The 26,728-nt window shown below is 46.0% G+C and carries 17 protein-coding genes; 7 read left to right on the forward strand and 10 right to left on the reverse strand.

Features of this window, described 5'->3' with window-relative positions:
* Positions 1–327 precede the first annotated feature (327 nt).
* The 10 genes from QUA70_RS23770 to ruvB form a co-directional block, all read right to left on the reverse strand.
* Positions 328–894 (reverse strand): diheme cytochrome C, encoded by a 567-nt coding sequence (locus QUA70_RS23770; protein ID WP_333333802.1) that lies wholly within the window; start codon positions 892–894, stop codon positions 328–330.
* Between the two features lie 20 nt (positions 895–914).
* Positions 915–1,823, reverse strand: a complete 909-nt coding sequence (locus tag QUA70_RS23775) for an MBL fold metallo-hydrolase (protein WP_333333800.1) — start codon at positions 1,821–1,823, stop codon at positions 915–917.
* A gap of 515 nt (positions 1,824–2,338) precedes the next feature.
* On the reverse strand, positions 2,339–2,851 hold the full coding sequence (locus QUA70_RS23780; RefSeq protein WP_006634582.1) for an inorganic diphosphatase: 513 nt from the start codon (positions 2,849–2,851) through the stop codon (positions 2,339–2,341).
* Positions 2,852–2,889: 38 nt separating this feature from the next.
* On the reverse strand, positions 2,890–3,105 hold the full coding sequence (locus tag QUA70_RS23785; RefSeq protein WP_333350354.1) for a hypothetical protein: 216 nt from the start codon (positions 3,103–3,105) through the stop codon (positions 2,890–2,892).
* A gap of 2 nt (positions 3,106–3,107) precedes the next feature.
* Positions 3,108–4,490 (reverse strand): serine/threonine-protein kinase, encoded by a 1,383-nt coding sequence (locus QUA70_RS23790; protein ID WP_333350352.1) that lies wholly within the window; start codon positions 4,488–4,490, stop codon positions 3,108–3,110.
* Positions 4,491–4,658: 168 nt separating this feature from the next.
* Positions 4,659–5,966 carry a serine/threonine-protein kinase gene (locus QUA70_RS23795; RefSeq protein ID WP_333350350.1) on the reverse strand — a complete coding sequence of 436 codons (1,308 nt, stop codon included), beginning with the start codon at positions 5,964–5,966 and terminating at the stop codon, positions 4,659–4,661.
* Between the two features lie 158 nt (positions 5,967–6,124).
* Positions 6,125–6,673 carry an inorganic pyrophosphatase gene (locus QUA70_RS23800; RefSeq protein WP_333350348.1) on the reverse strand — a complete coding sequence of 183 codons (549 nt, stop codon included), beginning with the start codon at positions 6,671–6,673 and terminating at the stop codon, positions 6,125–6,127.
* A 454-nt stretch (positions 6,674–7,127) separates the two neighbouring features.
* Positions 7,128–10,310, reverse strand: a complete 3,183-nt coding sequence (locus QUA70_RS23805) for a GAF domain-containing protein (protein WP_333350346.1) — start codon at positions 10,308–10,310, stop codon at positions 7,128–7,130.
* Between the two features lie 602 nt (positions 10,311–10,912).
* Entirely contained in the window at positions 10,913–12,667 is a 1,755-nt protein-coding gene (recN, locus tag QUA70_RS23810) for a DNA repair protein RecN (protein ID WP_333350344.1), read from the reverse strand.
* A 282-nt stretch (positions 12,668–12,949) separates the two neighbouring features.
* Positions 12,950–14,047 (reverse strand): Holliday junction branch migration DNA helicase RuvB, encoded by a 1,098-nt coding sequence (gene ruvB / locus QUA70_RS23815; RefSeq protein WP_333350342.1) that lies wholly within the window; start codon positions 14,045–14,047, stop codon positions 12,950–12,952.
* A 71-nt stretch (positions 14,048–14,118) separates the two neighbouring features.
* Between ruvB and QUA70_RS23820 the strand changes: the two genes are divergently transcribed.
* From QUA70_RS23820 to QUA70_RS23850, 7 genes are all read left to right on the forward strand, one after another.
* Positions 14,119–14,658: a hypothetical protein gene (locus tag QUA70_RS23820; RefSeq protein WP_333350340.1), complete on the forward strand. Its 540-nt coding sequence runs from the start codon at positions 14,119–14,121 to the stop codon at positions 14,656–14,658.
* Between the two features lie 181 nt (positions 14,659–14,839).
* Positions 14,840–15,691, forward strand: coding sequence for an ABC transporter permease (locus tag QUA70_RS23825; RefSeq protein WP_445251671.1), 852 nt, complete (start codon positions 14,840–14,842; stop codon positions 15,689–15,691).
* 134 nt (positions 15,692–15,825) lie between these two features.
* Complete coding sequence (locus QUA70_RS23830) at positions 15,826–17,238, forward strand: ABC transporter ATP-binding protein (RefSeq protein WP_333350338.1); 1,413 nt, start codon at positions 15,826–15,828, stop codon at positions 17,236–17,238.
* A 15-nt stretch (positions 17,239–17,253) separates the two neighbouring features.
* A complete protein-coding gene (locus QUA70_RS23835) occupies positions 17,254–18,774 on the forward strand; it encodes a methyltransferase (RefSeq protein ID WP_333350336.1) in 1,521 nt (506 codons plus the stop codon).
* Positions 18,775–18,816: 42 nt separating this feature from the next.
* Positions 18,817–24,171, forward strand: a complete 5,355-nt coding sequence (locus QUA70_RS23840; protein ID WP_333350334.1) for a glycosyltransferase — start codon at positions 18,817–18,819, stop codon at positions 24,169–24,171.
* Positions 24,172–24,309: 138 nt separating this feature from the next.
* Complete coding sequence (locus QUA70_RS23845; RefSeq protein WP_333350333.1) at positions 24,310–25,038, forward strand: class I SAM-dependent methyltransferase; 729 nt, start codon at positions 24,310–24,312, stop codon at positions 25,036–25,038.
* A gap of 81 nt (positions 25,039–25,119) precedes the next feature.
* A complete protein-coding gene (locus QUA70_RS23850; protein ID WP_333203476.1) occupies positions 25,120–26,400 on the forward strand; it encodes a glycosyltransferase family 4 protein in 1,281 nt (426 codons plus the stop codon).
* Positions 26,401–26,728 lie beyond the last annotated feature (328 nt).

Consider the following 26,728-nt stretch of genomic DNA (forward strand, 5'->3'; position numbering starts at 1 on the left):
CACGGCAATCGTTTGGGAGTTTATTGTTGCCGAATCTATCTTGCTTTACCTCTGCTTAAATATCTGCGGAATGCGGGTTATAAAGCTTATAATTTTGTCAGTAAGCATCCGTAACCGTTTTGTTGAGTACAGCAACTACGCATCTATATGTCTGTCATTCTGAGTCGTTCACTACGCTCTGCAAGTAAACTCCGCTCAGAATGACATAATTACAATGACTTTCCGTGGGCCTAAAATCTCTTCATCCGCCTTAGCGCGATACACCCACAACTTAATCAGCCCGCATAACGCCCCTACTCAAGAGTTTGTGGATAAGTCCTGCATTCCCTACGGAGAGTTTTCCCACTCGGCGGTAAGCTTGCGGAAATTGTATTTAGATGCGCCGGGGTGACAAGTAACGCAACTGCTGATATTTGCGGGTTGTGACATTTTGACTTTGGGGTGCAGTGCTTTGAAATAGCGAGAACTGGCGACTCGGTAGGCTAGTTCTTCGTCTTTGGCTTGGGGACGGGAAAAAGTTTGCAGGTAGTTCCAGACTAGCAGGCGGGGCGGGTCTACTAGCAGTTTGATGGTTTGTCCGTAGTGTTGGGAATCTTGCAGCAAGCGGCGCCAAGTTTCTGTAGGTAATACTTGTGGCGGTAAACCGATGTGACAGGTGGCGCAGTTTTCTAGGTACAGTTGCTGTCCGAGTTGGTAGGGTTCGGGGATACGATCGACAGTACCAGTATCCTCGATCGCAGAAACCTGAGCAAGTCGCGCCGGAGTGCGAGAGTAGGCAGTCTGAGCTGCAACCCATCCGCCACAGGTACAGCAGATAATTATCAACACTAGCAACGTTGAGTAAAGCCCCCGCAAGCCTACTCTGCGACGTTTGCGGGGTTTTTGTTGTTTCATAATTCTGAATTTATTTTTGGTTAAATCACTGGTATGCTCATGCCTTCGCGGGCTAAGCAGGCATTGGCGAACGCTGCCTGCACCTCTGCTTCGACTCCATCAAGAAAATTGTCGTCGTGGCCTGGATCGTGGTGAAACATCACGATTTTTTTGACTCCGGCAGCTTTCGCTATTTCTACTCCTGCTTGCCAAGTCGAGTGTCCCCAACCGACTTTCGGGGTTTTGAAGTTGTAATACTCTTCGTTGGTGTAGTTGGCGTCGTAAATCAGCACGTCGGCGTCGCGAGCTAGGTGTACCACGTTGTCGTCGAGGCGATCGGGAAAATGTTCTGTATCGGTGCAGTAGACGGCTGTATGTCCTTCCCAGGTGACTCGATATCCGATCGCCGTATTAGGATGGTTTAGCAGTGCCGTTTCTATTTTCACATCGTCGAGTTCGAGAATATCCCCAGGCGTCAAATCGTTGAATTTGAGGTCTGACTGCATCACTTGGATGGGGACGGGAAAATTGGGGTGCAGCATTTGGTCGGCAAGACGCTGTTTGATGGTAGTGCCGTTGGGGGCGATCGCACCGTAAATGTGAAAGCAGTTCCCTGGGATAAAGGCAGGAGTAAAGAACGGAAACCCTTGAATGTGATCCCAGTGAGTATGACTAAAAAACATATGGGCTTCCACCGGCATTTGCCGCAGCAGATTGAGGCCCAGAACTCGCAGACCCGTACCGCCGTCAAAGATTAGGCGTTTTTTGCCCAAGCGCATTTCTACACAGGAGGTGTTGCCTCCGTAGCGCAGTGTTTTGGTGCCGGGGGTGGCGATGCTGCCCCGCACACCCCAAAACTGAATGACAAACTCGGTCAAAGGACTATTTTCCATAGTGGCTTTGCGATCGGAAGGCTGTGTATTGGGTAGAGAGGGTGCGGAATCTGGCATTTTTTTTAGCTTTGAGGGCAGGAATTTGGGAGTTGAAATCTTAGTTTTTAGTTTTTACTTTTTAGCAATCTGTACTATAATCAAGCGCTTGAGCAGGAAACCATCCGAATCCCGAATACTTGGGCTATTAGAATTCTCAAGCTTACGGGTTGGTGTAGGAGATGTCACGCTTGAGAGATTATTTTTTGTACCCTGCGGGCTGCCCGGCTTGTTCTGTGTTCTGAGATTAAGATAGCGCCGAACCAGAGTGTTCGGGTAAAATTTCCTCAAACGTAGAACACATTCCCCAGCGGTAGAATTTGCGCTTCATCTTACTCTAGGAGGAGTATTTTTTTCAAGATTGGGGTCGGCAGGGTTTTGAGGAATGCTGTTCCGGTGACTCGGCATTCACGACTGATTTGACCTTCTAGCCGCCACCCGTTCCTCGACTGCATCCCTAGACCTGCAGCGGTCGCCTTAAGTTGGGCCTCCTGAGTTTTTAGTCGGGTTGCAGTCGAGGAGTGCGGGTTAGGGGCTTATTTGCGATCGGCTGCGATGCACTTTTCCACTAAGGGCATGACTTGATCAACATCTTGCCAACCCAGAATTTCGGTGACTTTTTTCTCCAAATTTTTGTAGGTTCTAAAAAATTCGGCTATTTCGTCCAAGCGATGGGGGGCTACGTCTTTGAGGGACTTATAGTGAGCGTAGCGCGGGTCTTTGTCGGGAACGCACAAAAGTTTTTCGTCCCTGTCTCCTCCATCGATCATTTCTAGCATTCCGATCGGACGGGCTGCGATTATGCACCCTGGAAATGTGGGCTCATCCATCATCACCATGCCGTCGAGGGGGTCGCCATCATCGGCTAAGGTATTGGGTATGAAGCCGTAGTCGCACGGATATTGGACTGAGGAAGAAAGCACCCGATCGAGAGCAAAGGCTTGTAAGTCTTTATCAAATTCGTACTTGTTTTTGCTACCGGCGGTAATTTCGATGAGGACGTTGAGCAGTCCTGGTTTCGGCTGTGCCGGAATTAGCGATAAGTCCACAACAATATCTCCAAGTTAACAGATGATTGGGATGAGTGCTACTTGCCAAATCCCTTTGATAGCATTTTACGGGCGATCGGGCCCGATGCTGCATGAGATTGACCGAAAGCGGACGAGTGCGATCTGTGTTGCACCATTTGAGGATGATGCTGGTGGAGTGTCCCACCTGCTGGGAAAATACACCGGAGGGGCGGGACGCATCCCACAGTTTGAGAGGGGAATGCTTTGTTTTTGTCCTGGGGAGATATTTTCATATCTACCATGTAGTCATTCCACCGTCTTTCAAAGTTCTTTTAATTTTCAATCCCAACCACTGGCTAAGTTCTGTCGCTAACCACTCGATTTCTGCTTCGCTTAATTTCTGCTTCACTCCCAGTCTATATTTTTGGTTGCCGGCTTTAACAATCACCTCAGAAAGGTTGGCTCCAATTTTTTCAATTTTCAAATAAGAAATGTCCTGTCTGGCGGCTGGCTCCAAATGATTCCATCTCAACCCCAGTAGATAGCTGGTACAGGAGATTTGCTGGCGATCGATTCTGAGACGCAATTTCCGAAATAGTGCAAACAGAAACATTACTGCTACCGCAACTGATAAACTTTCTGCTATCATCACAAGAATTAGCAGATTTATCTCTGAATTAATGAATGGCTTATTATAATCAAAATTACCCCATAATATGGCTGTTGCAGCAACCGCAGTAGAAAACAGAGCAATTAAACCAAAACCAACTCCTGGCGGCGGAAATATAATTTCGATAAACTCCGAATTTTTTGTCAATTTAATATCGCTGCCTTGCGGCTGCAAGGCTATAGATTTTTTGTCGATAGAACTGGGATTTTTGAGACATCGCAATGCTTCCTCAGCCGAAGATAACCGTTTGGATAAACTCGGTTCCGTCATCCACTCCAGCCAATCAACTAAATTAGGATTGAGATGCGTGATGCGATCGGCAAATTGAATTTTTAAATCCTGCTGCGCCAGTTCCGTGGGATGCAAACCTGTTACCAAATAAATTAAAGTTGAACCTAAACCATAAAGGTCAGAAGCCGGAACCGAGCGCCCGCCAAATTGTTCCGGCGCCATATATCCGTAAGTTCCCACTACTGTAATTGTGCCGCCAAACTTTGCAGCTTGGTTCTGCACCGAGCCGAAATCAACTAAATAAACTTGTCCGACCGAGTGACCGGATCTGCTGTGCAGTAAAATATTGCTGGGTTTAATATCGCGATGAATAACAGGCGGTTCTTGTTCGTGCAAATAAATCAAAATTTCTAACAGCGATTTAGCTAATTCTTTCACCTCGCTTTCGCTAAAAGTACGTCCAGCTTTTAAATGGTCTTCCAAAGTTTTTCCCTCTACATAAGTCTGTATCAAGGCAAATCCTTTACTGTCTGGTTCGTCAATTTCCAGGTAGTCGAGGTAGCGAGGAATTGCTGGATGATCGAGTTCTTTTAAAGTTTCCGCTTCCCGTTCAAATAGCTTGAGGTCTTGCCATTCAAAATCGTTACCAAGGAATAGCTGTTTGATGACAACTAATTCTTGAGTTTGCAAATCACGAGCCAGCAGCGTTTGGCGACCTGTTTGTTTTCCCAGTTGCCGCTGCACTTCATAGCGTTCTGCTAATACTTTCGCAATCATATTTTTTTACCTTAATGTTAACTTGAGTGCAAGCCACAATTATGTACGTTGGTTTGAGGTCACGAAACTCAACTTTTTATTTAAAATAAAGTTTTGGGTTTCGCTTTTTCATTTAAAATAAAATTTTGGGTTTCGCTATCGCTCTACCCAACCTACTTTATATAAATTTTAGAGTCCACTTTTTCTTTGATACCAGCGGGCAAAATACTTGCTACTTTCCCCCATTGATAGTCCTGCAATTAGCGACGGTGCAAGCACCAAAATATAATAACTTGAACTTGAGTAATACGGCAGCGAAGTCTTCGGAAGGAAGTCGAGGCTTACAAAAGTACAGAGTACGATACTAATTCCATTTAAAACCTGTCGGTGAAGTTTGGGATTAGTTAGGGGGAAAAAACACAATCGGGTCACAATTGCTACGATTATTCCGTTCCCCAACCCCAGCAGCAAGCCGAGAAAAATGCCCAGGATTCCTTGGACAATTATCGTCATCAGTGCCGAAAAGAAAAAGGTGCTGTAAATTGCTGCACAAGCTCCTACAGCTAGAGATCCTGTCCCAATGCTGCGCCCGATCGCATTCCAGAACAAGCTAAAGGTATTCACGGTTTTTCCCTGTTTCAATGGTAGGGAATATTTATTTATTGTCTGTGGTTTTTCGAGAACTTCTTTTGCGATTTGGACTAAGGCGGGACGGCGTTCTAAACTGGGATGCGTCATCCACTTCAGCCAATTGGTAAAACCGGGACTTAATTTGGTGAATTGCTCGAATTCGAGCTGCAAATCTTGCTGCGGTAAATCGGCTGGATGCTGTTTGGTAATTAAGGCGATTAATGTTGCTCCCAAGCCGTATAAGTCGGAAGCGGGAACCGCTCTCCCGCCAAATTGTTCGGGCGGCATATAGCCATAAGTTCCGACAACGGTGACTGTTTTTCCTTGTTGGGTTGCTAGGGTTTGAACAGCACCGAAATCGACTAGGTAGACTTCGCCGACGCTGTTACCCGATCGATTCTTGAGTAAGATATTGCTGGGTTTAATGTCGCGGTGAATCACCGGGGGCTGTCGCTGGTGAAGGTAGGCGAGGATGTCTAATAATGCTGTGGCTAATTGTTTGACTTCGCTTTCGCTGAAGGTGCGGCCGTCTGAGAGATATTCTTGTAGGGATTTGGCTTCGATGTAACTCTGAACTAGGGCGAATCCTTTGCGGTTGGGGGTGTCGATTTCAAAGGAGTCGAGATATCGGGGAATTGCGGGATGGGATAGGGATTTTAAGGTTTCGACTTCTCGCTCGAACAGTTTTAAGTCTTCCCAGTTAAAGTCGCTGCTGAATGACAGGAGTTTGACTACTACTTGCTGTTGGGTTTTTAAGTCGCGGGCGAGTAAAGTTTGCCTTCCTGCTTGCTTGCCCAGCCGCCGATCGCACTGATAGCGATCGGCTAATATTTCTTTTGACAAATCGCCGATGTTTTGTCCGCTCATGTTCTCTTGCCCTAGAACCGATTAAACCTAGTGTAGTTGACAAAAGTGCAATAATCGGAAATGTTCGGGCTACAGCAAAAAAATTTCTGTCAAAGAGCAACCGCCTTTAAGAGCCAGCGATCAAGCACCATAAAGACCGGCCTGAGTTAAGCTTGAATTTAATTTTGGATTTGCTTGTAAATTGATTGCACTACGTCGAGCAGGCTCAAGACTTGCTGCCATTCGGGGGCATCGGGGTTGTAGCTTTTGGCGCGCTGAGCTTTCAAACTGTGGTGCAAGAGGGAAAGCAGGGCGTCTGGAGGCTGTAAGGAATTCTCCTCTTCATCTGCTGGGGTTTGGGCTGCATTTTCTTCGATATCTTCTTTAATTTTTTGTGCTCGATCAGCGAGGGCTAAAGATCTGCCTGCCAGGTTTTCCGGCATTTTGGGCTGTTCGGACAAAGACGCACTGGTTAGTTCTACCAATAGTTGGCAGACTCGATCGACCCATTCGTGATCGTTTACTGAAAAGGAACCGGATTTAAACACTTGCCCGTCAGGTCTTTGCTGAATGCTCTGTACCTTCTGGATCAGAGGGATAGCCTTAACAGTGATGTTTTCCGGGATTCTGGGGATATCTGACAGGGAGCTCCGAGCAATCTCCAGCAATAGTTGGTAAACCTGATCTACCCACTCAACATCTCCCGATTGCGAATTCCAATTATCCATAACTGACGCTAGTGGTTTTCTATATCTAAGACTAGAACATTGACTATCTGCGAAGGAAGCTCTTTTTAGGAGCCGCTAACGCTATTAAGACTTACGCCGGCGGGGTGAGAAACCCGGTTTTTGAGCGGATGTTTCCTCGCCTTTCTCCAAGATTTTTCTCAGAAAGCGGCTAACGCTGCCGCCAGTCCTAACTATTTTTAAGCGCTTCAAATAATAGAAGTGCTAAGTTTTTTGCGGTAGGTAGTGCGAAGGAAACACGTAGGGCCAAACCCAGGCATCTCGGTTGCGAGTTCCAATCCGGTTATCTAACCATAATACCTGTTGGAGCTTCTTTACAATTAACCTCAATAGGATATTAAGGTTAATTGGTGGTGGGATGGGAGGCGCACCCCCGATCGCGATCGCCCCCGCCCCGATCCATGAGGCTACCGCGAGGATTTGCTGTGGGCTACTGCTATTTTTCTGTGAGATTCCACACACCATCCCAGTTGAGTACGTCTGAAAACCCATGTTGAAATAACATACAGCGATCGATGTGCAATTTAGCTGCCTTGTTTTTCGGGTCAACTTTTAGAACGGCGTCAAATTCGCGTTCAGCGTCTTTAAAGGCTTGCTTGGCTTTTGGTTCTAAGGCTTTCTTAAACTCGCTCAGCAGTTTTTTCACCCGATCGAGTCCCAGGTTTTCAAATTCCTCCTCTAACATTTCTGCAACTGTCTCGCAGGCCCGACTTTTAATTTTCGCCTGCAATAGCTGCCTGATCTCTGCAGGTTTCAGCCGCTTGATTTGGGGATTTGATGGTTCTAAGATGTCTGCTTCCAACAGCTTTTTGACTTCGCCTTCTTGCAAGTATTTAATATCGTCTGCTGATAGGGGCTTGATTTTTGCTTGCAGCATAATTTTGGCTTCGTCTTCCGAAAGATTTTTGATGCCTTCCAATTTCAGCAGTTGGATTTCTGGCTGCAACAGTACGATGAGTTTGTCTGCTTCGGACAGGTTTTTCGGGTCGTACTCTGACAGCTTTTTCAGTTGATATAACAGGTTCTTGAGTTCGTGTTCCAACTGTTGCTCTAGAGTGTAGGACAGTTTCTTAATCTCTGCCTCTGGCATTTCGGCGACATCCTTTAAGATATTTTTCACCTCACTCTCAGAGAGTCTTTGGTGGACTGGAGCTTTGTAATGTTCGCGCCCCTTCGTGTAATGTTCTATAATTTTTTCCTGTGTTTCGGTTAGTGACTTGCCCACTGGCGAGTATCCCTCGCGGATGCCGACGAGTTCGTAAACGATTACGGGTTCGCTTTTGCCCTTGACAGTAATAAAGTCGAGTTCTCGCACGTACAGCCGATCGGCATAATCTCTGTAAGTATTGTCGCTGATGATCAAGTCGGTGCCGTATTGCTTGCTGGCGCCTTCTAAGCGAGAGGCGAGGTTTACGCCGTCTCCGATCGAAGTCAATTCCATGCGTTTGCTACTACCGATGTTGCCGCTGACAACTTCATCGGAATGCACGCCCATACCGATGCCGATCGGCAATTCCCCATTCGCCACGCGATCTTGATTGAACAGGGCCAGTTTTTCCCGCATTTTCACTGCGGTTTGCATGGCGCACCAAGCATGATCCTCTAGGGGCGCTGGAGAGCCAAAAACTGCCATCAGAGCGTCGCCGATGTATTTGTCGAGAGTCCCTCCGTACTCGAATACGACATCTACCATCACTTCAAAATATTTGTTGAGCATCACTACCACTTCTTCGGCTTGCAATTTTTCCGTAAGTGTGGTATAGCTACGAATGTCTGAGAACAGCACCGAAACGTTTTTGCGCTTACCGCCCAATCCATGATCCCCTGAAGCTAACAAAGCTTCGGCTACTTCTGGGGTCATGTAACGGTACATCAAGTTCTTGACTTGCTTTGCCTCGCTAATATCTTCCATGACGACTAACGCGCCGTTGACCTTGCTGGAGTCGCTCGCATCCGTCATAGAATTTATCGAGAGATTGATACTCTGCGATTTTGCTTCACAGGACAGCAAAACTTGATCCGGGTAATACTGCTGGCGGTCCTTATCGTCTTCTGGAGACAAAGACGCATCAAACCATTTGGCAAAATCGCCTTTTTCTAACTTAATTAACTCGCGCAAAGATTGACCTTCGGCTAATTCTGCCTCGCTGACACCCAGTAATTTTTGGGCACTGGGATTGGTCGCTACTATATTGCCTTTTTTATCTGTAGAAATCACGCCGTTAGTCAGGGCGTGCAGCATATCTTTTTGTCTTTGTTCTTGCTGTTTGACTTCGGCAAACAGTTTGGCGTTTTGTAGGGCGACTCCTGCTTGGATGTTAAACGCCTTCATAAATTCCAGGTCGTTGCGATTGAAACTGGCTTTCCACTGTTCGGGGGCGTGCGGCCAATCTTCGGGGTTATAGGGAGGGTATTCTCCTTGTTTTTTTTTGTTGACTAATTGAGTAACTCCGATCAATTTGTGGTCTGCATTAAAAACTGGCATACAGAGCATACTGCAAGTACGGTAGTCAGTTTGTTGGTCGGTTTTTTTGGAAGTTTCGGCGCGGGGGTCATCGTATACGTCAAAGGGAATCAACAGCGGTTCGCCGGATTCGGCGACGATGCCTGCAAAACCGGCTGTTCTGGGTATGCGAAGTTCTTTCACGCTGTCGGCCGTCGGGATTTTCGTCCAGAGTTCGTCTTTATCTTCATCGATCAGCCACAGGGTGCTGCGATCGGCATTCATCAGTTCTTTTGCCTGATCCATCACCCTTTTTAGAGTATCTTCTAAGTCTAAACTGCTCTGAGAAAGAGCGTTGACGGCATTCATCAGCGCCGTGGCCGCCCGTTGTCTTTGAGTTGCTGCGTAGAAAGATTTGGAAGATTCTAGAATTAGGCGAATCGAGGGAGCAAATTCTTTAAAAACTTGTTCGTCTTCTTGAGTAAATCCTGCCTTGTCAATCTGTTCCTCTAAAATACCGTAATGTTCGTGGTTGGGCTTAAGTTTATTAATCAGTTGAACGACTGCTACTAACTCTCCTGTTTCTTCGTTAATCAGGGGCATCGCCAGCATTGTATAAGTGCGATATCCTGTTTCTTTGTCAGTTTTTTTTGCGTTAGTCGAGCGGGGGTCGTTATAAAAATCATAAGGAATGTTCACCACTTTTTTTTCAGTAGCTACTTCTCCCGCAATGCCGACATGGGCGGGAAATCGGAGCTCTAGACTTTTGCCATTTTCGTCTTTAGCGACGATCGCCCAGAGTTCATTCTTTTCTTCGTCTAATAAAAATATCGTGCTGCGAGCGGCATTTAGCAATTCCCCAGTTTTGAGGGTAATCGACTGCAACATTTCGTTAAGGATGGCGTCGAATCCCTGGCTGTCAAGGATATTGTCGAGCATTCCCAGGGTTTGATTGACAACCTTAAGTTTGTCTTCTACTTCCTTAACTACTACTGTGAAACTTTGCTTATTTAGGAGATCGAGAATGCCAGAGAGGTTTCCTTGGCGCTGAATAATTGCATTGCTCCTAAATTCCGGGGGAGAATAGTGTTCCTGATGATGATTTTCACCGCCGACAACAGCGACATCAATCACGTTGTCCAGAGAAGAGTAATTGGGGGAAGATGCAGATTTCATAGACCTTTACAGAAGCTTAAGTGTAAGGGTTAGTCTCTAAGCTAAGAGAGCGGCCAAGTTCATTAGTGAGTCACCTGTCGCACAAGACTCAAGTATGCGTGAAAGTATTTCCTAGTTTACAGAACTCCGGCCACAGGCCAAGGGAAATTCAGTTTGCAGGGCTGGTGAACTGTGGGTGGGAGAGTAACGAGGCTATGGGAGGGCTGCAATCTTTTTAGAGATCGCGAATGTTGTTTAAATGGTTTATTAACTGATTGTGACATTATGCGTGCCTGGTTTAAGTAGGTTCTGCCGATCTTTGAGCCGATCGCCCGCAGGAACATGAATGCGTACTGGGGGGAGGACTGCTGAAAGAGGGGTGGCCTTGTAGGACTAGCCGCAATTGTGACACTACCAGTTGCTAGTGATGTGTGCCCTTCTCTACACAATTGTGGTTTTTAACTAGAATTTCTCTCAATTTTGCTGCTCTTAGCTTTCATCCCGTAACTAAACTCACGGGGCTTTCAGCTTTTTTTTGTAAAACTTGCGGTTGCCATTTTTAGTGTAACCTCCGGATCGGAAAAACTCCGCCTTTTGACCCCACGATCGGCTTGAGGGTCTGCTTAGGGTTTGGCCGACTGAGTTTGGCGCAATCCGGCGGCTTCGACAAGCAGGGATTCGGCGAAGGCGATGGCTTCTGTTGCTGAGCGGCCACTGGCGAGTTGGGCCAGTTCTTCGCGCCGCTGCTCACTGTTGAGGGCGGCCACTCTGACTACTGTACGTTCGACTGGTTCGGAGTTGGCTGCGGGTTCCTCAATACTTGGTTCTGCTTCGATCGTCTGTTTGTTGACGCGAAAATGAAAATCAGCCATCGCGGCGATCAGCGGCTGGTGGGTGACGCATAGAACTTGGTGTTTGTCGGAAAGTTGGTAGAGTTTTTTGGCGATCGCGCCGGCGACTCTCCCGGAGACTCCGGCGTCGATTTCGTCAAAAATCAGCGTACCGGCGCTTTCTATTTGGGAAAAACAGGCTTTGATGGCGAGCAAAAAGCGGCTCATTTCTCCCCCGGAGGCGATCGCGCCCAGAGGTTGCAAAGGTTCGCCCGGATTGGGGCTGAAACAAAAGGCGATTTGGTCGGCACCGGTGGCGGTTGGGGTACAAGGCGAGATCTCGACTTGAAACTGCACTTTTTCCATTGCTAACGGCTTAAGTTCTCCTACGAGGTGCGTTTCTAGTTTGAGGGCTGCTTCGCGGCGCAGGGTAGTGAGGTGGCTGCAAGCGTCTTTTAATTGCTCTAAAGCGTTCTGATATGCGAGTTCTAAGGCTTCCATTGACTCGCCTCCTTCTAAAAGTTCATTTAGTTCGTTTTGGATGCTTTGATAGTAGGCGATCGCTTCTTTGAGCGGCCCGTATTTGCGGCAAATTTGTTTGAGTTCGCGAATCCGATCTTCTACTTCTTCGAGTCTTTCGGGATCTGCTTCTAATTGTTCGCCGTAGCTGCTAATTTGCCGGCTGGCTTCTGTGGCTTGAGCTAAAGCATCGCTGACCATTTCTAGGATTGGTTGCAACTGCACATCGTAAACCGCCATGTCGCTTAAAATTACTTCGGCTTTGCTCAACAAGTCGGCGGCTGATGCGCTGTCGCCCTCGTTTTGGTACAGGGCTTGGTGGACTTGGTAACTCTGCTGCTGCAATTCGACGACGTGGCCCAGCCGGATTGATTCGTGTTCTAGCTGTTCGAGTTCGTCGGCGTCTTCGATATGGGCTTCGCCGAGTTCTCGGACTTGGTATTCTAACAAATCAAGTCTTTGCAGTCGCTGCTGTTCCGACTGACGCCTGCGTTTGAGGGCTGTTTTGGCGTTGTTGGCTCCCAGCCACGCGGAGGTAATGATCGATCGCGCTTCAGCGAGCTTTTTGCCACCGTAGAGGTCGAGCCATTCTCGCTGGAGGGTTTCTTGTCCGAGGTGGACGGTTTGGCCTTGGGCGGTAATTTCGACCAGCCGATCGCGCAATTGCTCCATTAACTGGCGGTTGACGAGAATTCCGTTCAAGCGCGATCTGGTGCGTAGAGCACCGCTCGATGCGTTAATTTCCCGGCTGCAAACGGCTAAATTTCCGTCTATGGGTTCGATTTCTTGCTCGCCCAGCCACAGAGATGCGGCTTTGTCCAGTTCAAAGGTAGCTTCCAATATTGCCCGCGTTGCTCCGGTGCGAATCGATCGGCGATCGACTTTCCCGCCCAACACTGCATCGATCGCATCTAGGATAATCGATTTACCAGCGCCGGTTTCCCCTGTAAATACGTTCAAACTCGGCCCAAATTCTAAATCCAGGCAGTCAATTAAGGCAAAGTTTTCAATTCTCAGGGATATTAACATGGGTAATTAGTAATTAGTAATTAGTAATTACCAATTACTAATTGGTAATTAGGTAGGTGCAAATAAACATTACATGGATGAGGAGGCTGACTGCATTCCTCCTCTCGCTTATATCTCGTCATCCTGAGCTAAACTTGCCCCTACAAAATGCTTTTTGTTTTGTCGTCCCGATTTACTTAATTGGTAATTGGGATGCAATTGGGGTTTATTAACTTAAAACTAAATTATTCTATCGGGCATCTGGCTAAAGTCAAGGTTTTTCCAGGTGTTCGTAGCATTTATTTATCCCCTTGAGTCGATGAAACCTAAGTGTTTCCAAGCAGCCGCTGTGGCAATTCTGCCCCGACTTGTCCGCTGCAAAAATCCGATTTGCATTAAGTACGGTTCATATACATCCTCAATTGTTTGAGTGTCTTCTCCTGTGGAAGCTGCGAGAGTTTCTAAACCAACCGGGCCGCCGTTAAAGTTTTCGATCATTGCTGTCAAAAGGCATCGATCTGTCCAATCCAAACCTAGCGGATCGACGTTGAATAATTCGAGGGCCACTGAGGCAACTTCGGCATTAATTGGCTTTAAATTTTTGACTTCGCTGTAGTCTCTAACTCGTCGCAGCAAGCGGTTAGCGATCCGGGGTGTTCCACGCGCTCGGCGGGCAATTTCTGTGGCTCCTTCTGGGGTAATTTGAGTGTCGAGAACTTGGGCGCTTCTTTGGACAATTAGACTAAGTTCGTCTATTTCGTAGTAGCGCAATCTTTGGATCAAGCCGAAGCGATCGCGCAATGGAGATGTCAGCGAGCCGACTTTTGTGGTTGCTCCTACTAATGTAAATGGTTTCAGGGGAATGCTGCGGATTTTGGCACTTTTGCCTTGACCGATCGTAATATCTAACCGACAGTCTTCCATCGCCGGATAGAGAATTTCTTCTGTAACTTTAGATAAACGGTGAATTTCGTCGATAAACAGCACGTCGCCTGCTTTGAGGTTGATCAGCAATCCGACAATATCTCGCGGTTTTTCTAAGGCTGGGGCGGTGGTGATTTTGCATTCAACTTCCATTTCTGCTGCTAGAATTAGCGACATTGTGGTTTTTCCCAACCCTGGAGGCCCGTAGAGTAACAGGTGATCCATAGGTTCGCCGCGAGATTTGGCTGCTGCAATTGCGATCGCCAAAACTTCTCTCAAGTCTTTTTGCCCGATGTATTCAGCTAGCCGTTGGGGTCGGATTTTGTCGTCTTGTTTGCTGTTGATTTCGTCGGGTAGTTCTTGCGATTCTAGCAAAGATTCCGCCTGGGGTTTGGCGGCTTTTTTGCGACGGGCCGGGGCTATGTCTTCAGGTAGATTTGGGTCGGGGGGCTGTTGTTTGGAGGATATAATAGCCATATTTATCTGCGTTCGGGCAGCGGGAATTGTTTACACTTGTTAGCAGAATCTTTAAAATTATTGAGTTCGTTATGAGTATTCCATCTTCTTTATTAGCATCCGAAAGCATAACTTTTGAGGGGGCGATCGAGCTGACTCAATCTTTACTGTCGTTCATTGATGCCGATCGACTTTTACAAGCCGACATCCAGCAAGCTGTTACATCTCTGGTGAAAACACAGAACGGTGCTAGGGGTTTTTTTGTCACCTATCTAACGGACGATGGACAGGAGGCAGATCACCCGTCACCCGGAGTAGTCGAGGCGCTGCGATCGGCTCCTGAGATCGTAGCAGAACTGCTGGTGAAAAATTTGGCGATGTCGGCGGCAATGGTTGTGCATCATTCGCGCCAGCAAAAGCAGGAAATGGCGGCCGATTCTGCTAGAGTGCAGGAGCGATCGCGCAATTTAATTCAAATCCTGCAAATGCCAGCCTGTCAAACTATAGCGTCGCAAATGCTAGAAAGTTTGCAGAGTGCCAACGGCAAGTATGAAAAATTTTTCCAGCGGTGGGGCTACGACGACGAGCAAAAACTAGCGATGGGTTCGGCAGTTCGATCGGCGATCGGCTAAAATAACCTCCCAAGGAAGAGGAAAGAAGAAAGAAAGAAGAAGCCGAAGCTAGGGTGGCAGATCCTTGATCAAAGCGGCGGGGCTGTGGAATAATTGCGGTTTAACAAAAGCTGCACAATTGTAGCTTGAGTAGATTTAGGTGTGAAGGTAGTGAACGAGGGCGAAAAAATTGCAGAGAACTGTGAAAGAAGTTGCCCAAAAGGCCCGAAGGCTGGGCCGGCGGCGGCAGGCAAGTACGCCCCGGCGGTGGGCGAAGCTGAATCTGCTGGCAACATTGGTGCGCCGGGACTTGGAATCTCAATACAAAGGCTCGATTCTGGGCAATTTGTGGCCGCTGCTGAATCAGCTATCGCAATTGGTGATTTACACTTATGTATTTTCGATCGTCCTCAAGGTAAAGCTCAGCCTTGCAGGCTTCCCAGAAAACAGCGACATTACATTTGGAGTCTGGTTGTTTGCAGGTTTGCTGCCTTGGACTGCCTTCACCAGCGGTTTGATCAAGGCGGGAGTATCCGTGGTGGGGCAGCCTAATTTAGTCAAAAAAGTGGTATTTCCTCTCGGTTTACTGCCCCTAGTGCCGATTTTTACAGCTTTTCTTGAAAGTTCTCTGGGTTTAGCAGCTTTGATTGTGATAGTAGCAGTATCGTCGCAAAAGCTCAACGCTACTTTATGCTTACTGCCGTTGGTGTGGGTGCCTCAGTTGCTGATAACTGCTGGTTTGGGATATTTGACAGCGGGCTTGACTGTATTTTTGCGAGACATTCCTCAGACATTAGGTGTTATTCTAAATTTTTGGTTTTATTTGACGCCGATCGTCTACCCAGCATCAATCATCCCCCAAGAGTGGCGAGGGTGGATATTTTGGCTAAATCCAATGGCCGCCATCTCGGAGGTTTATCGAGACCTCATACTGGTTGGAGAAGTTAAGCATTGGGGCGAATGGGGTGTCGCCACGCTAATTTCTGCTGCTATATTTTGTGGAGGTTTGGCGGTTTACCGGCGTTTGCGTCCCGCTTTTGCTGACGTGCTGTAAATTTGTGTGATATCTACAGTCAATCTAAAATCTAAAATCTAAAATCTAAAATCGATTGTGCTGTAAATATGTTTGAGATTTCAAGTCAATCTAAAATCTAAAATCTAAAATCTAAAATCGATTGACTGCCGCCAATGACAGAAAATGTAATTTCACTAAAAAATGTTTCCAAATGCTTTAAGCGGTACGATCGTCCAGGAGACCGCTTAAAGGAAATTATTTACCCCAGCAAAAAACTGGCTGACGAATTTTGGGCCCTGCACGACATCAATCTGGAAATTCCTCAAGGACAAACTCTGGGAATCGTCGGTCGCAACGGTTCGGGAAAAAGCACTCTTTTGCAAATAATTGTAGGGACGCTGACTCCTACCACAGGAAGCGTGGATGTTAAAGGGCGAGTCTCCGCTTTGTTGGAACTCGGAAGCGGATTTAACCCGGAATTTACCGGGCGACAAAATGTGTTTTTTAACGCTCAGTTACTGGGATTCAATCAAAAAGAAACTGAAGCAAAATTTGACGATATAGCTGCTTTTGCTGATATTGGCGATTTCATTGAACAGCCAGTCAAAACTTATTCTAGCGGTATGTTTGTCAGGCTAGCTTTTGCCGTTGCGACTAGCGTCGAGCCAGATATTTTGGTGGTTGACGAGGCGCTTTCGGTGGGCGATGAAGCTTTTCAACGCAAGTGTTTTGCCCGCTTGCAAAGCATTCAGGAAGGTGGCGGAACCATTTTATTTGTTTCTCACGCTGCTACTTCTGTAGTGCAACTTTGTACGTCGGCGATTTTAATGGATAGCGGTGAATTGCTGCTCGCTCACACGCCGAAGGTGGTAATTTCTAAGTATCAAAAGCTGATTTACGCCGATCCGGATCAGGTTCTGGGGTTGAAGTCAGATATTCGAGCTCTGAACCAACTAACAAAACAGGAAAGTCAAGACCACCTTCAGGATGCTAATTTAGAAAGCACAAAGAGGGAAGTTAAACCGGAGCAACATCTCTCCAAACCCCAGGAATATTACGATGAATTTTACGATCCGGGGATGATACCGTCGAATACGGTAAGGTATCCGTCTCGCGGAGCGGAAATTATCAACCCCCACATCGAGACGCTGAAGGGAAATGTGGTAAATCACTTGATCGGTCGTCAAGATTATATTTACACTTACTCTGTCACTTTCTCGCGGTCAACTTCCAAGGTTAGGTTTGGAATGTTGATTAAAACAATTAGCGGTTTTGAGTTGGCGGGTGCTTCTTTGAAGGCTTCTACTCAGTCAGTTAGGTATGTAGAAGCGGGAACGACAATTGTAGTGAAGTTTCATTTTAAATGTTTGCTGAATCCCGGTGTTTATTTTCTGAATGCTGGGGTTGTGGGAACGGTAGATGGAGATTTAACTTATCTGGATCGCTGCGTTGATGTGGCGATGTTTAGAGTTCAGTCTTGTACTGAGTCCTGCGGTAACGGCATCGTTGACTTGCTGATCGAACCGTGTTTAACTGTTGTTAATGCTGATACTCTAGTGAAAGAGCAGTCAACAGAGGTTATCTAAAATTTTGTAAAAACAATGAACGATATCAATTTAGATTTAGTCGAAAATCCCGTAATCAAAGCATTTATTCAAGATCAAGCTAAGTTTCCCGAAAATTTTAAACTGAATATCTGCGAAGACGATGAAATGTATTTGTTCAGCTTGAACAACGTCAAAGACGATCGCGATCGGGCTTTGGTGCGCTATTACTCGATCGGGCGTCGCATCTTAGATACGGTTAAACAAGTTGTGGAATGGCATTTTGGCAGTTTTGAAAAAGTACCGTCTTTTCTAGATTTTGCCTGCGGTTACGGTCGATTTACCCGGTTTTTGATTCAGGAAATACCGCCGGAAAGAATTTGGGTTTCGGATATTTATGCTAACGCGGTTAAGTTTCAAACTGAATACTTGGGCGTCAACGGTATTGTCTCAACTGGAAAACCAGAAAATTATTTAATTGACCGAAAGTTTGACTGTATTCTGGCTAATTCTTTTTTCAGTCATATGCCGGAAAGAACTTTTACAAGTTGGTTACAAAATTTGTACGATTTGTTGACTCCTAACGGCATTTTGATGTTCAGCGTTCACGATGAGTGTTTGCGCCTAGCCAATATAGAAATGCCGGCTAATGGTATTTTGTTTAGTCCTCAAAGCGAAAGCCAGTCTTTAGATAAGGAGGAATACGGCACAACTTATGTAACTGAAAAGTTTGTGAGAGAATGTGTCGAGAAAATTAGCGGAGGCAAAGCTTTTGTTCACCGCATCAAAAAAGGCATATGCAGGTTTCAGGATTTGTATGTTGTCACAAATGAGTTAGTTAGAGATTTTTCGGAGTTGAAATTCCATCATCATCCGGAAGGATATATTGATGTTGCTGCTTTCACGAATAAGGAGAATTTGTATCTGGAAGGATGGGTAGCTGATGTGAACCTCGACGGTCGAATTGAGGAGCTGCAAGTGCTGGTAAACGGCGAGGTTGTACAGAGGTGCGAGCCTTTTTACGATCGCCCTGATGTGGCTGGATATTTTGAAACTGATGGGGCTTTGCAGTCGGGGTGGAGCTGTTATTTACCCAAAAACACGGTGGCGCTGCAGGATGTGTTAATAGTCAAAGCAATCAATAACTATGGTTTGGAATGGATTCTGGAAACTTGCACTGTTAAATCGCTGGTTAACCAAAGACAATCGCAGTCTTTGTTGGGGTCTACTCAGACAAAACTCAAATTACTTGAGACTCAGTTAGAGTCGACTAGGATAGAATCGGAGCAAAATCAAAGTAAGTTAATGATTACTGAAACAAAGTTGGAAGAATCTCAAACCAGTTTGCAAGAAGCTCAAACTAAATTAGTTTCAGCTCAAACGCAATTGGAGCAAACTCAAAATCAGTTAGTATCTGTGCAAATGCAGTTGGAGAAAACAGAAAATCAGCTAATTAATCTCAAGCAAGAACTAGAGCAAGCGAAGTGTCGAGTTTTAGCAATGGAAAGCAGCAAGTTCTGGAAGATCAGAAGCGCGTGGTTTCAAGTCAGGCGCTCCCTGGGCTTAGCGGGAGAGTAGCGAGTAAATTTGGTGTGGGAATTAGGGCGAGGGAGATAAATTGTGAGTACAAATGACAGCAAACCGTCGGTTTTTATTGTTACCGGAATGCACCGTTCCGGTACGTCTTTAACAGCTTCTTTGTTTCAGAAAGTCGGGGTTGATATTGGCAAAAAGTTAGTGGGGCCGGCAGACGGAAATGTCAAAGGTCATTTCGAGAATGTTGATTTTGTGGAGTTTCACAAAAGTGTTTTGCGATCGCACGGTATTGATGAACTCGGATGTACGTTGGAAAAAACGATTCCCGTAGCAGCAGAATACGTGGAAATCGCCAAACGGGCGATCGAGCAAAATCAACAAACTCACAAACATTGGGGTTGGAAAGACCCACGAACAGCCCTTTTTTGGGATTTTTGGCTGACTTTGCTCCCCGAAGCTAATTTTATCTGTGTTTATCGATCGCCCTGGGAAGTAGTCGATTCCCTTTACCGCCGAGGAACCGATTTCAGCTTGCTGCAAAATCCCGAAATGGCAGTAAAAATGTGGATTCACTACAATCAAAAAGTTTTAGAACTTTACGAACGTTTCCCCCATCGCTGTCTCCTAGCCAACGTTTACCCGATAGGCAACACTCCTGAACTTTTCCTCGATCGAGTCAACGAAAAATTTAACGTTAACTTAGGTGCGATACCGGGCGACAATTTTGAAGAATCTTTATTAGTCAACGATATTGTCAAAAGTCACAGACCGAGTTTAATAGAAAAATATTTTCCCGAAGCATTAGAACTATATGAACTTTTGGAAACCCAAGCTGGCAATCTGAGCAGCGAATCGAAAGATGTGAGCGCTCAAGTTATTCATTTCCCAGCATCTCCAATCTGGCCATTTGAAGAGTGGCTAAAAATCCGCTTGCTGGAAAAACAGCAAAAAACCAGCTCTTCCGAACTCAAACAGTGGCAAGAACAATTTCACCATGCCCAGGCAAAAGTTTTGGGATTAGAGACAGAATTAGGAGCAACTCAAGTACAGCTTGCCGGCCAAGAATCAAATTTTCAAGAAGCTTTAGCAAAACTCCTCGGATTAGAAGCAGAATTAGGCGAAACTCAGGTACAGCTTGCAGGCAAAGAATCGCAATTTCAAGAAGCTTTAACAAAAGTATTAAAATTAGAAGCAGAATTAGGCGAAACTCAGGTACAGCTTGCAGGCAAAGAATCGCAATTTCAAGAAGCTTTAGCAAAACTCCTCGGATTAGAAACAGAATTAGGACAAACTCAGGTACAGCTTGCAGGCAAAGAATCGCAATTTCAAACAGCTTTAGCGAAGGTATTAGAATTAGAAGCAGAATTAGGGCAAACTCAGGTACAATTTGAAGAGACTGAATTTATATTGCAGCAAAAGTTAGCTGAGTTAATTCAGCTAGAAACAGCACAAACTCAAAATCAGGAAAGATTAAAGGATACTCAGGAAAACTTAGAACACTCCCGGCAGGAAAATGAAATTTTTCGGGCAGAACTTGCTATAATCAAGTCTTCAATATGGTGGCAACTGAGAGAAAAGTTGTGGCAAGTTCAGCACAGAATCCGCGACTTGTTCCCTAAATTTATTTTTTCGTTAGATCAACCCACTACTTGGCAAGTTTGTGATTCTCGCCTGCTAATTGTCGGCTGGGTTTTTAACCAAAAAAGAGAGACTACAGCAGTCCGCGCCAGAATTAAAGACCAGAGTTTCCCAGGGGTTTATGGCATAGATAGAACTGATATAGCGCTAGCACACTCTAATATTCCGGCTGCGAAGAAATCAGGTTTTACAATTGAATTGGAAGCGCCTGCCGGACGGCACGAAGTGTTACTGGAAGCACAAGATGATCGAGGTAAATGGCATTTGTTGACAGCTTATCCGTTGTTAGTTTCAACGATTCAAGCATCGTTAGATGTACCAGTGGTGTGGGAACAGCGTCAGGGTCACATTTTGTTTGCAGGTTGGTGCTGCCACCACGATCGCAAAATTGCTAAATTAAGCTTGTTGTGCGGCGATACTTCTGTAGAATGCGCCTACGGTTTGCGGCGAAAAGATGTCGGCGAAGTGTTTCCTGACTGGGTTAACAGTTCGGAAAGCGGTTTTGAGGCCCTTGTCGATTTGCCTCCGGGCGAATGGCACGTTTCTCTGCAAGCTGAGTTAGAAACCGGGGAAATTTTGTCTTTTCAAGCGCCGAAAAAATTGACTGTGCGGCGCTACCATATCTGGCAGCGAAGTGCAGATAAGTTTGAGGAGTTATCAAGGTTTACAGCCGCAATTCAGCAGCGGGCGAGGGAAAGAAAACAGCGTCTCGGCAGAATTGTGCCGATGCCTTGGGAAATTGTGAAAGTGCTCCGCCAGTTAGGGAAGATTTATCGGCAGCAAAAACAGTTTACTGCGCCTGGGGAATTGCTGCCGCCTGCGGGTTTTGTGGTGCCTAAACCTATTGATAGATATGACGCTTGGCTGGAGGTGAATCAATGGAACGATCGCGCGCGCGATTACTTGATTTCTCGGTTAACATCCTGCCGGGAACCGCTGCCCAAAATTTCGGTAGTAATGCCAGTTTACAACCCGCAGATAGATTTTCTCGAAAGTGCGATCGACAGCGTAATCAATCAAGTTTATGCAAACTGGGAACTCTGCATTGCCGACGATTGCAGCACCGATTTCACTGTTGCTGACACTTTGAAAAACTGGGTTCAAAAGGACGATCGTATCCGCATCACATTTCGCACAGAAAACGGCAACATCAGCGCAGCCACCAACAGCGCCGCCGCCCTCGCAACAGGCGACATCATCCTGTTTTTAGACAACGACGACGAACTCACTCCCGACGCATTAGGCGAAGTCGCCCTATATTTTGCCTCATATCCAGCCACCGATTTTCTCTATTCCGACGACGACAAAATCGACACCAAAGGTCGCCGATTCGCCCCGCAATTCAAACCACAATGGTCGCCGGAACTGCTGCTTTCCTATATGTATCTTGGTCATTTATGCGCCGTAAAAAAACACATTTTTGAACAAATAGGCGGTTTGCGGATAGGTTTAGAAGGCTCGCAAGATTACGATTTTGCCTTGAGAGCAACCGAGGTTTCTCGCCACGTAGCGCACCTGCCGTTAGTGCTCTATCACTGGCGAACCGCACCCGGTTCTACCGCCATATCTGGTGCCGCGAAACCTGCCAGTTTTGCCGCAGGTCAAAAAGCCATTCAAGACGCACTAAACCGCCGCAAAATTAACGGCAATGTCGCTCAGCACGCATGGGCGATTAAAGAAAATTTGGGCATATTTGCCCAGGATTTCCCGGATAACGGCCCATCAGTAACGGTAATTATTCCTACTAAAAATCAGCTCAAATTGCTGAAAGCCTGTCTGGATTCTCTAGAAACTACAACCTATAAAAATTATCAAGTAGCCGTTATCGACAACGAAAGCGACGAACCTAAAACTCTGGAATATTTAAAGCAATTAAATTGCCAAGTTTTGCGGATAAAAAATTCTGACGGCAAGTTTAGTTTTGCAGCAATTAACAACCGCGCTGCCGAACAAGTGGATAGCGAATATGTTTTGTTTTTGAACAACGATACTGAAGTAATTAACCCGCGCTGGCTGAGTCAAATGGTGGGATACGCTCAAATCCCTGGCGTGGGTGCAGTCGGCGCGAGGCTGTTATATCCCGACGGCCGAATTCAGCACGCGGGCGTAATTCACGGGCTGCATCACGGCTTGGCGGGTCACGCTTTTAAGCTGATGGACAAGAATAATCGAGGCTATCTTTCTCAAGCGATGGTAACGCGAAATTACTCTGCGGTAACAGCCGCTTGCACGATTACTCCGCGTCAATTGTTCTTAGAATTAGGCGGTTTTGATGAAGAGAATTTTGCTGTTGCTTACAATGATGCAGATTACGGATACCGGCTGTTAGAACGGGGTTATCGGTGCGTATATTGTCCCGATGCGGAGTTGTTGCACAAAGAGGGAACTTCTAGGGGTTTTACCGACAATCCTCAAGAAGTGGCGGCTTTTAGGCGTAAGTATGCGGGCAAAAATGACAGTTTTTACAGTCCTCACTTGTCTTTAGAAGATGAGTATTTTCATATTCAACCTCGACGGGTTTTTATGAAGGGAGAAGGTTCGGCAACGGATTTTGTAACGGATGTAACGGATGTAACGGATGTCAGAAATAAGGAAGAATTAGAAAGTGCTGAGTGTGGTTTGTTATCAGTAGCAAACAGTTCTATACATCCTATCAACCTTTTGATGTGCAGCAATTCGCTGGATTTTACTGGTGCGCCGCTGCATCAGTACGAAATCGCGGTGAAATTGGCGACTGAAGGCGTGATTAAGCCGATCGTACTTTGCACAACAGAGGGGCCCCTGCGTCAAGCTTACGAACAGCAGGGAATTGAAGTAATTGTGCGCGACAATCCTCTCGAACACATCTACCAGCGCGATGCTTATGATGAAGCCATCCGCATTTTTAGCACAGAAATTGCAAGTTTAAAAGTAGATGCAATTTATGCCAATACTTTAGAAAACTTTTTTGTAGTTGATGCCGCGCGGCAAATCGGAACTCCTACAGTGTGGAACGTGCACGAAAGCGAACCTTGGCAAACTTATTTTAACAGGTTTGGTTCGGAGATTGCGGCGAGAGCTTTAGAGTGTTTTCGGTTTCCTTACAAGGTGATTTTTGTGGCGGATGCCACGCGCGACAGGTATTTGCCTCTCAACAGCCACCACAATTTTACGGTGATTCACAACGGCTTAGATTTGAGCAAACTGGAAAATTCGGACAATTCTGAATGGGCTAGAAAAACTTTAGGTGTTGCAGCGGAAGATGTGGTAATTTTGCTGCTGGGAACGGTATGCGAACGCAAAGGACAGCAGGATTTAGTTAAAGCACTTTCACTTTTACCTGACAAATGGCACAATAAAATTAGGTGTTTTATTGTGGGCGATCGCCCGAGTATTTACAGCAATAAATTAGCCGAGTTGGTGGGGGAATTGCCAGAAGAGTTGCGGCAAAGGGTGACAGTAGTCCCGGAAACTGGGGAGACGGGAAAATATTACAAATCGGCTGATATTTTTGTTTGCACTTCTCGCGTGGAAAGTTTTCCGAGAGTGATTTTGGAGGCGATGGCCTGCGATTTGCCAATTGTTACATCGCCGGTTTTTGGGATTAAAGAACAAGTGAGGCCTGGAATTAATGGTTTGTTTTATACGCCAGATCGCCCGGAGGAATTAGTTGCAGCTTTAATTAGTTTATTGGATGATAAATCCTTGCGGCAGCAGTTAGCTGAAAACGCTAAATATGTCTTGGATTCACTTAATACTTTTGAGGAAATGACTCAAGCTTATGCAGATATTTTCTGGGAAGCATATTTCAGCAGTCATTAGTCATCTTACAATGTCAGCGTCCCGCCCAGCCAAGCGCAGTAAATCAACTCGTAGACTTGGGGCAGGATTTGATATAATTTGCCAAGACTTGCGGAACATATTGAAAATTGAGCCATCAATACTATAAAATAATCAAAAATGAACGATGAAAAAATGACCGATCGCCCAAGAGTAGATTATGAAAGGGCATGGGACAGTTACGCCCAACAGTGGCAAAAAACTAATGCCGAACTTGCCCATATTGGCGACGAATGGATAGGTAAAGCTGCCGGTGCCGCTAACTCCCTAGCCCAATACGAAGCGCTGATAGAACAGCAATTTATTGCACCGTACATCAAAAAAGAACATACGGTTTTAGAAATTGGTATCGGCGGCGGAAAAACTGGTTCGTTGTTGCTGAAATATTGCGATCGACTAATTTGTGCAGACATTTCCAGTCAAATGCTGCAAGCCGCGCGATCGCGCTTGGGAGACGATCGCGTTTCTTACGTCAAACTCGACGGTTTAACATTAGACGGCATCGCTCCAGGTTCAGCCGATGTCTGCTTTTGTTACGATACAATGGTACACGTAGAGCCTGTAGATATATTCAACTACCTGACTCGAATTCCAAAACTGCTGCGGGGCGATCGAATTTGCGTGTTTCACCACACAAATATTTTTAGCGAATTAGGATGGCAAAAATTCGCAAGCGAGTGGGACAAAAACTTGCTAGGGCACAGAGACGGCACAGCATTTTCAGTTATGACTGATACAATTATGGAAAAATTTCTCCATCATTTAAACTATGAAATCATCCTGAAAAATACATCTTCAGTACCGCGAGATTGTGTCTGGATCTGCAAAGCACCAACTCCCAATGAATAAAATCACAGCTTTTTAGCCGCCTCAAAATATTTTCTTCCAACTAACAACAGTCAACAGTCAACAGTCAACAGACAACTGACAATGAAAGCATTATTTCTCCATCCCAACTTCCCCGCCCAATACCGCCACATTATCACGGCTTTAGGCGCCGATCCCAAAAATCAAATTGTTTTCGGCACTAAAAACGAGCGCCCAGAGTGGAACATTCCCGGCGTTCGCAAAGCAGCATTTACCCCCAGCCGGGAACCCCACGCGCAGACTCACCAATACGTCCGCCCTTTAGAAAGTGCTGTCATCTACGGACAAGCCGTATTTAGAATGGCAGAACAACTCAAAGCAGACGGTTTTGTACCCGATATTATCTGCGGACATTCCGGTTGGGGGCCGACATTATTTGTCAAAGAAGCTTTTCCAAATACCCCGCTTTTGTGTTATTTCGAGTGGTTTTATCATGCTATTGGTTCCGACGCAGATTTTGACCCAGCAGAACCTTTAACAGTTGACGATATGGCCAGAATTAGAATCAAAAATGCGCCGATTCTGATCGATTTATACTCTTGCGATTGGGGTTTGTCGCCGACTTATTGGCAGCGTTCGCAATTTCCGCCAGAACTACAACAAAAATTATCCACACTCCACGACGGCGTAGATACCGATTACTTCAAACCAGACCCCGGTGCTAAACTGGTTTTGCCTAACTTAGACTTGTCTGGCGTTGATGAAATTGTCACCTACGTATCGCGGGGAATGGAACCTTACCGAGGTTTTCCCGAATTCATTGAGTCGATCGCCTATGTACAAGAACGCCGCCCCAACTGTCACGTCGTAATCGTTGGTTCAGAAAGAGTTTGTTATGGGCGTTCTTTACCCAACGGCGAGTCTTACAAAGACCATATGCTCAAAAAAGTGCCGCTAGATTTGTCGCGAGTTCACTTTGTCGGCCCCCTACCTTACGGACTGTATTTAAAAGTAATTCAAGCATCCGATGTACACGTTTATTTGACCAGACCTTTTGTGCTATCTTGGTCGATGATTGAATCTCTATCAACCGGATGTTTAGTAATCGGTTCCGACACTGGGCCAGTCAGAGAAGTTATCCGCGATGGAGAAAACGGTTTGCTAGTCGATTACTTCTCACCAAAACAAGTAGCCGATCGCATTGATGAAGTTTTAGACCATCCTACCCGCATGGCAGAAATTCGCATCAAAGCCCGTCAAACCGCCCTAGAACGCTACAGTTTAGCTAAAATGCTGCCGCAACATTTACAACTAATTGAGCAAGTAGCCAATCGTTCCATGCCGCCTACAGTTGGTATGGAACCAGAACGGGAATTAGCAGCATCTTTTGCAGTGAGAATTTAGTAATAAAGTTAGTCAGGACTACGGGCTGCATAATAGCGGGATGATTTTGATTTTTTTGTGGGATGGGCGTCCCGCCCGTCCGGCTTATTTTCCGGCGTTGCATAATGGAAAGCAGTCCGTTAATCCCTTCTAGGCTAGTCGCAAACTAACTTCGAGATCAATAATTTAGGCGCTGCATAATAGCGGGATGATTTTGATTTTTTTTGTGGGATGGGCGTCCCGCCCGTCCGGCTTATTTTCCGGCGTTGCATCCCGCATTCCGCAGATATTTAAGCAGAGGTAAAGCAAGATAGATTCGGCAACAATAAACTCCCAAACGATTGCCGTG

Origin of the sequence: Microcoleus sp. LAD1_D5 (genome assembly GCF_036702115.1) — a bacterium.
In the GTDB taxonomy this organism is placed as follows: domain Bacteria; phylum Cyanobacteriota; class Cyanobacteriia; order Cyanobacteriales; family Microcoleaceae; genus Microcoleus.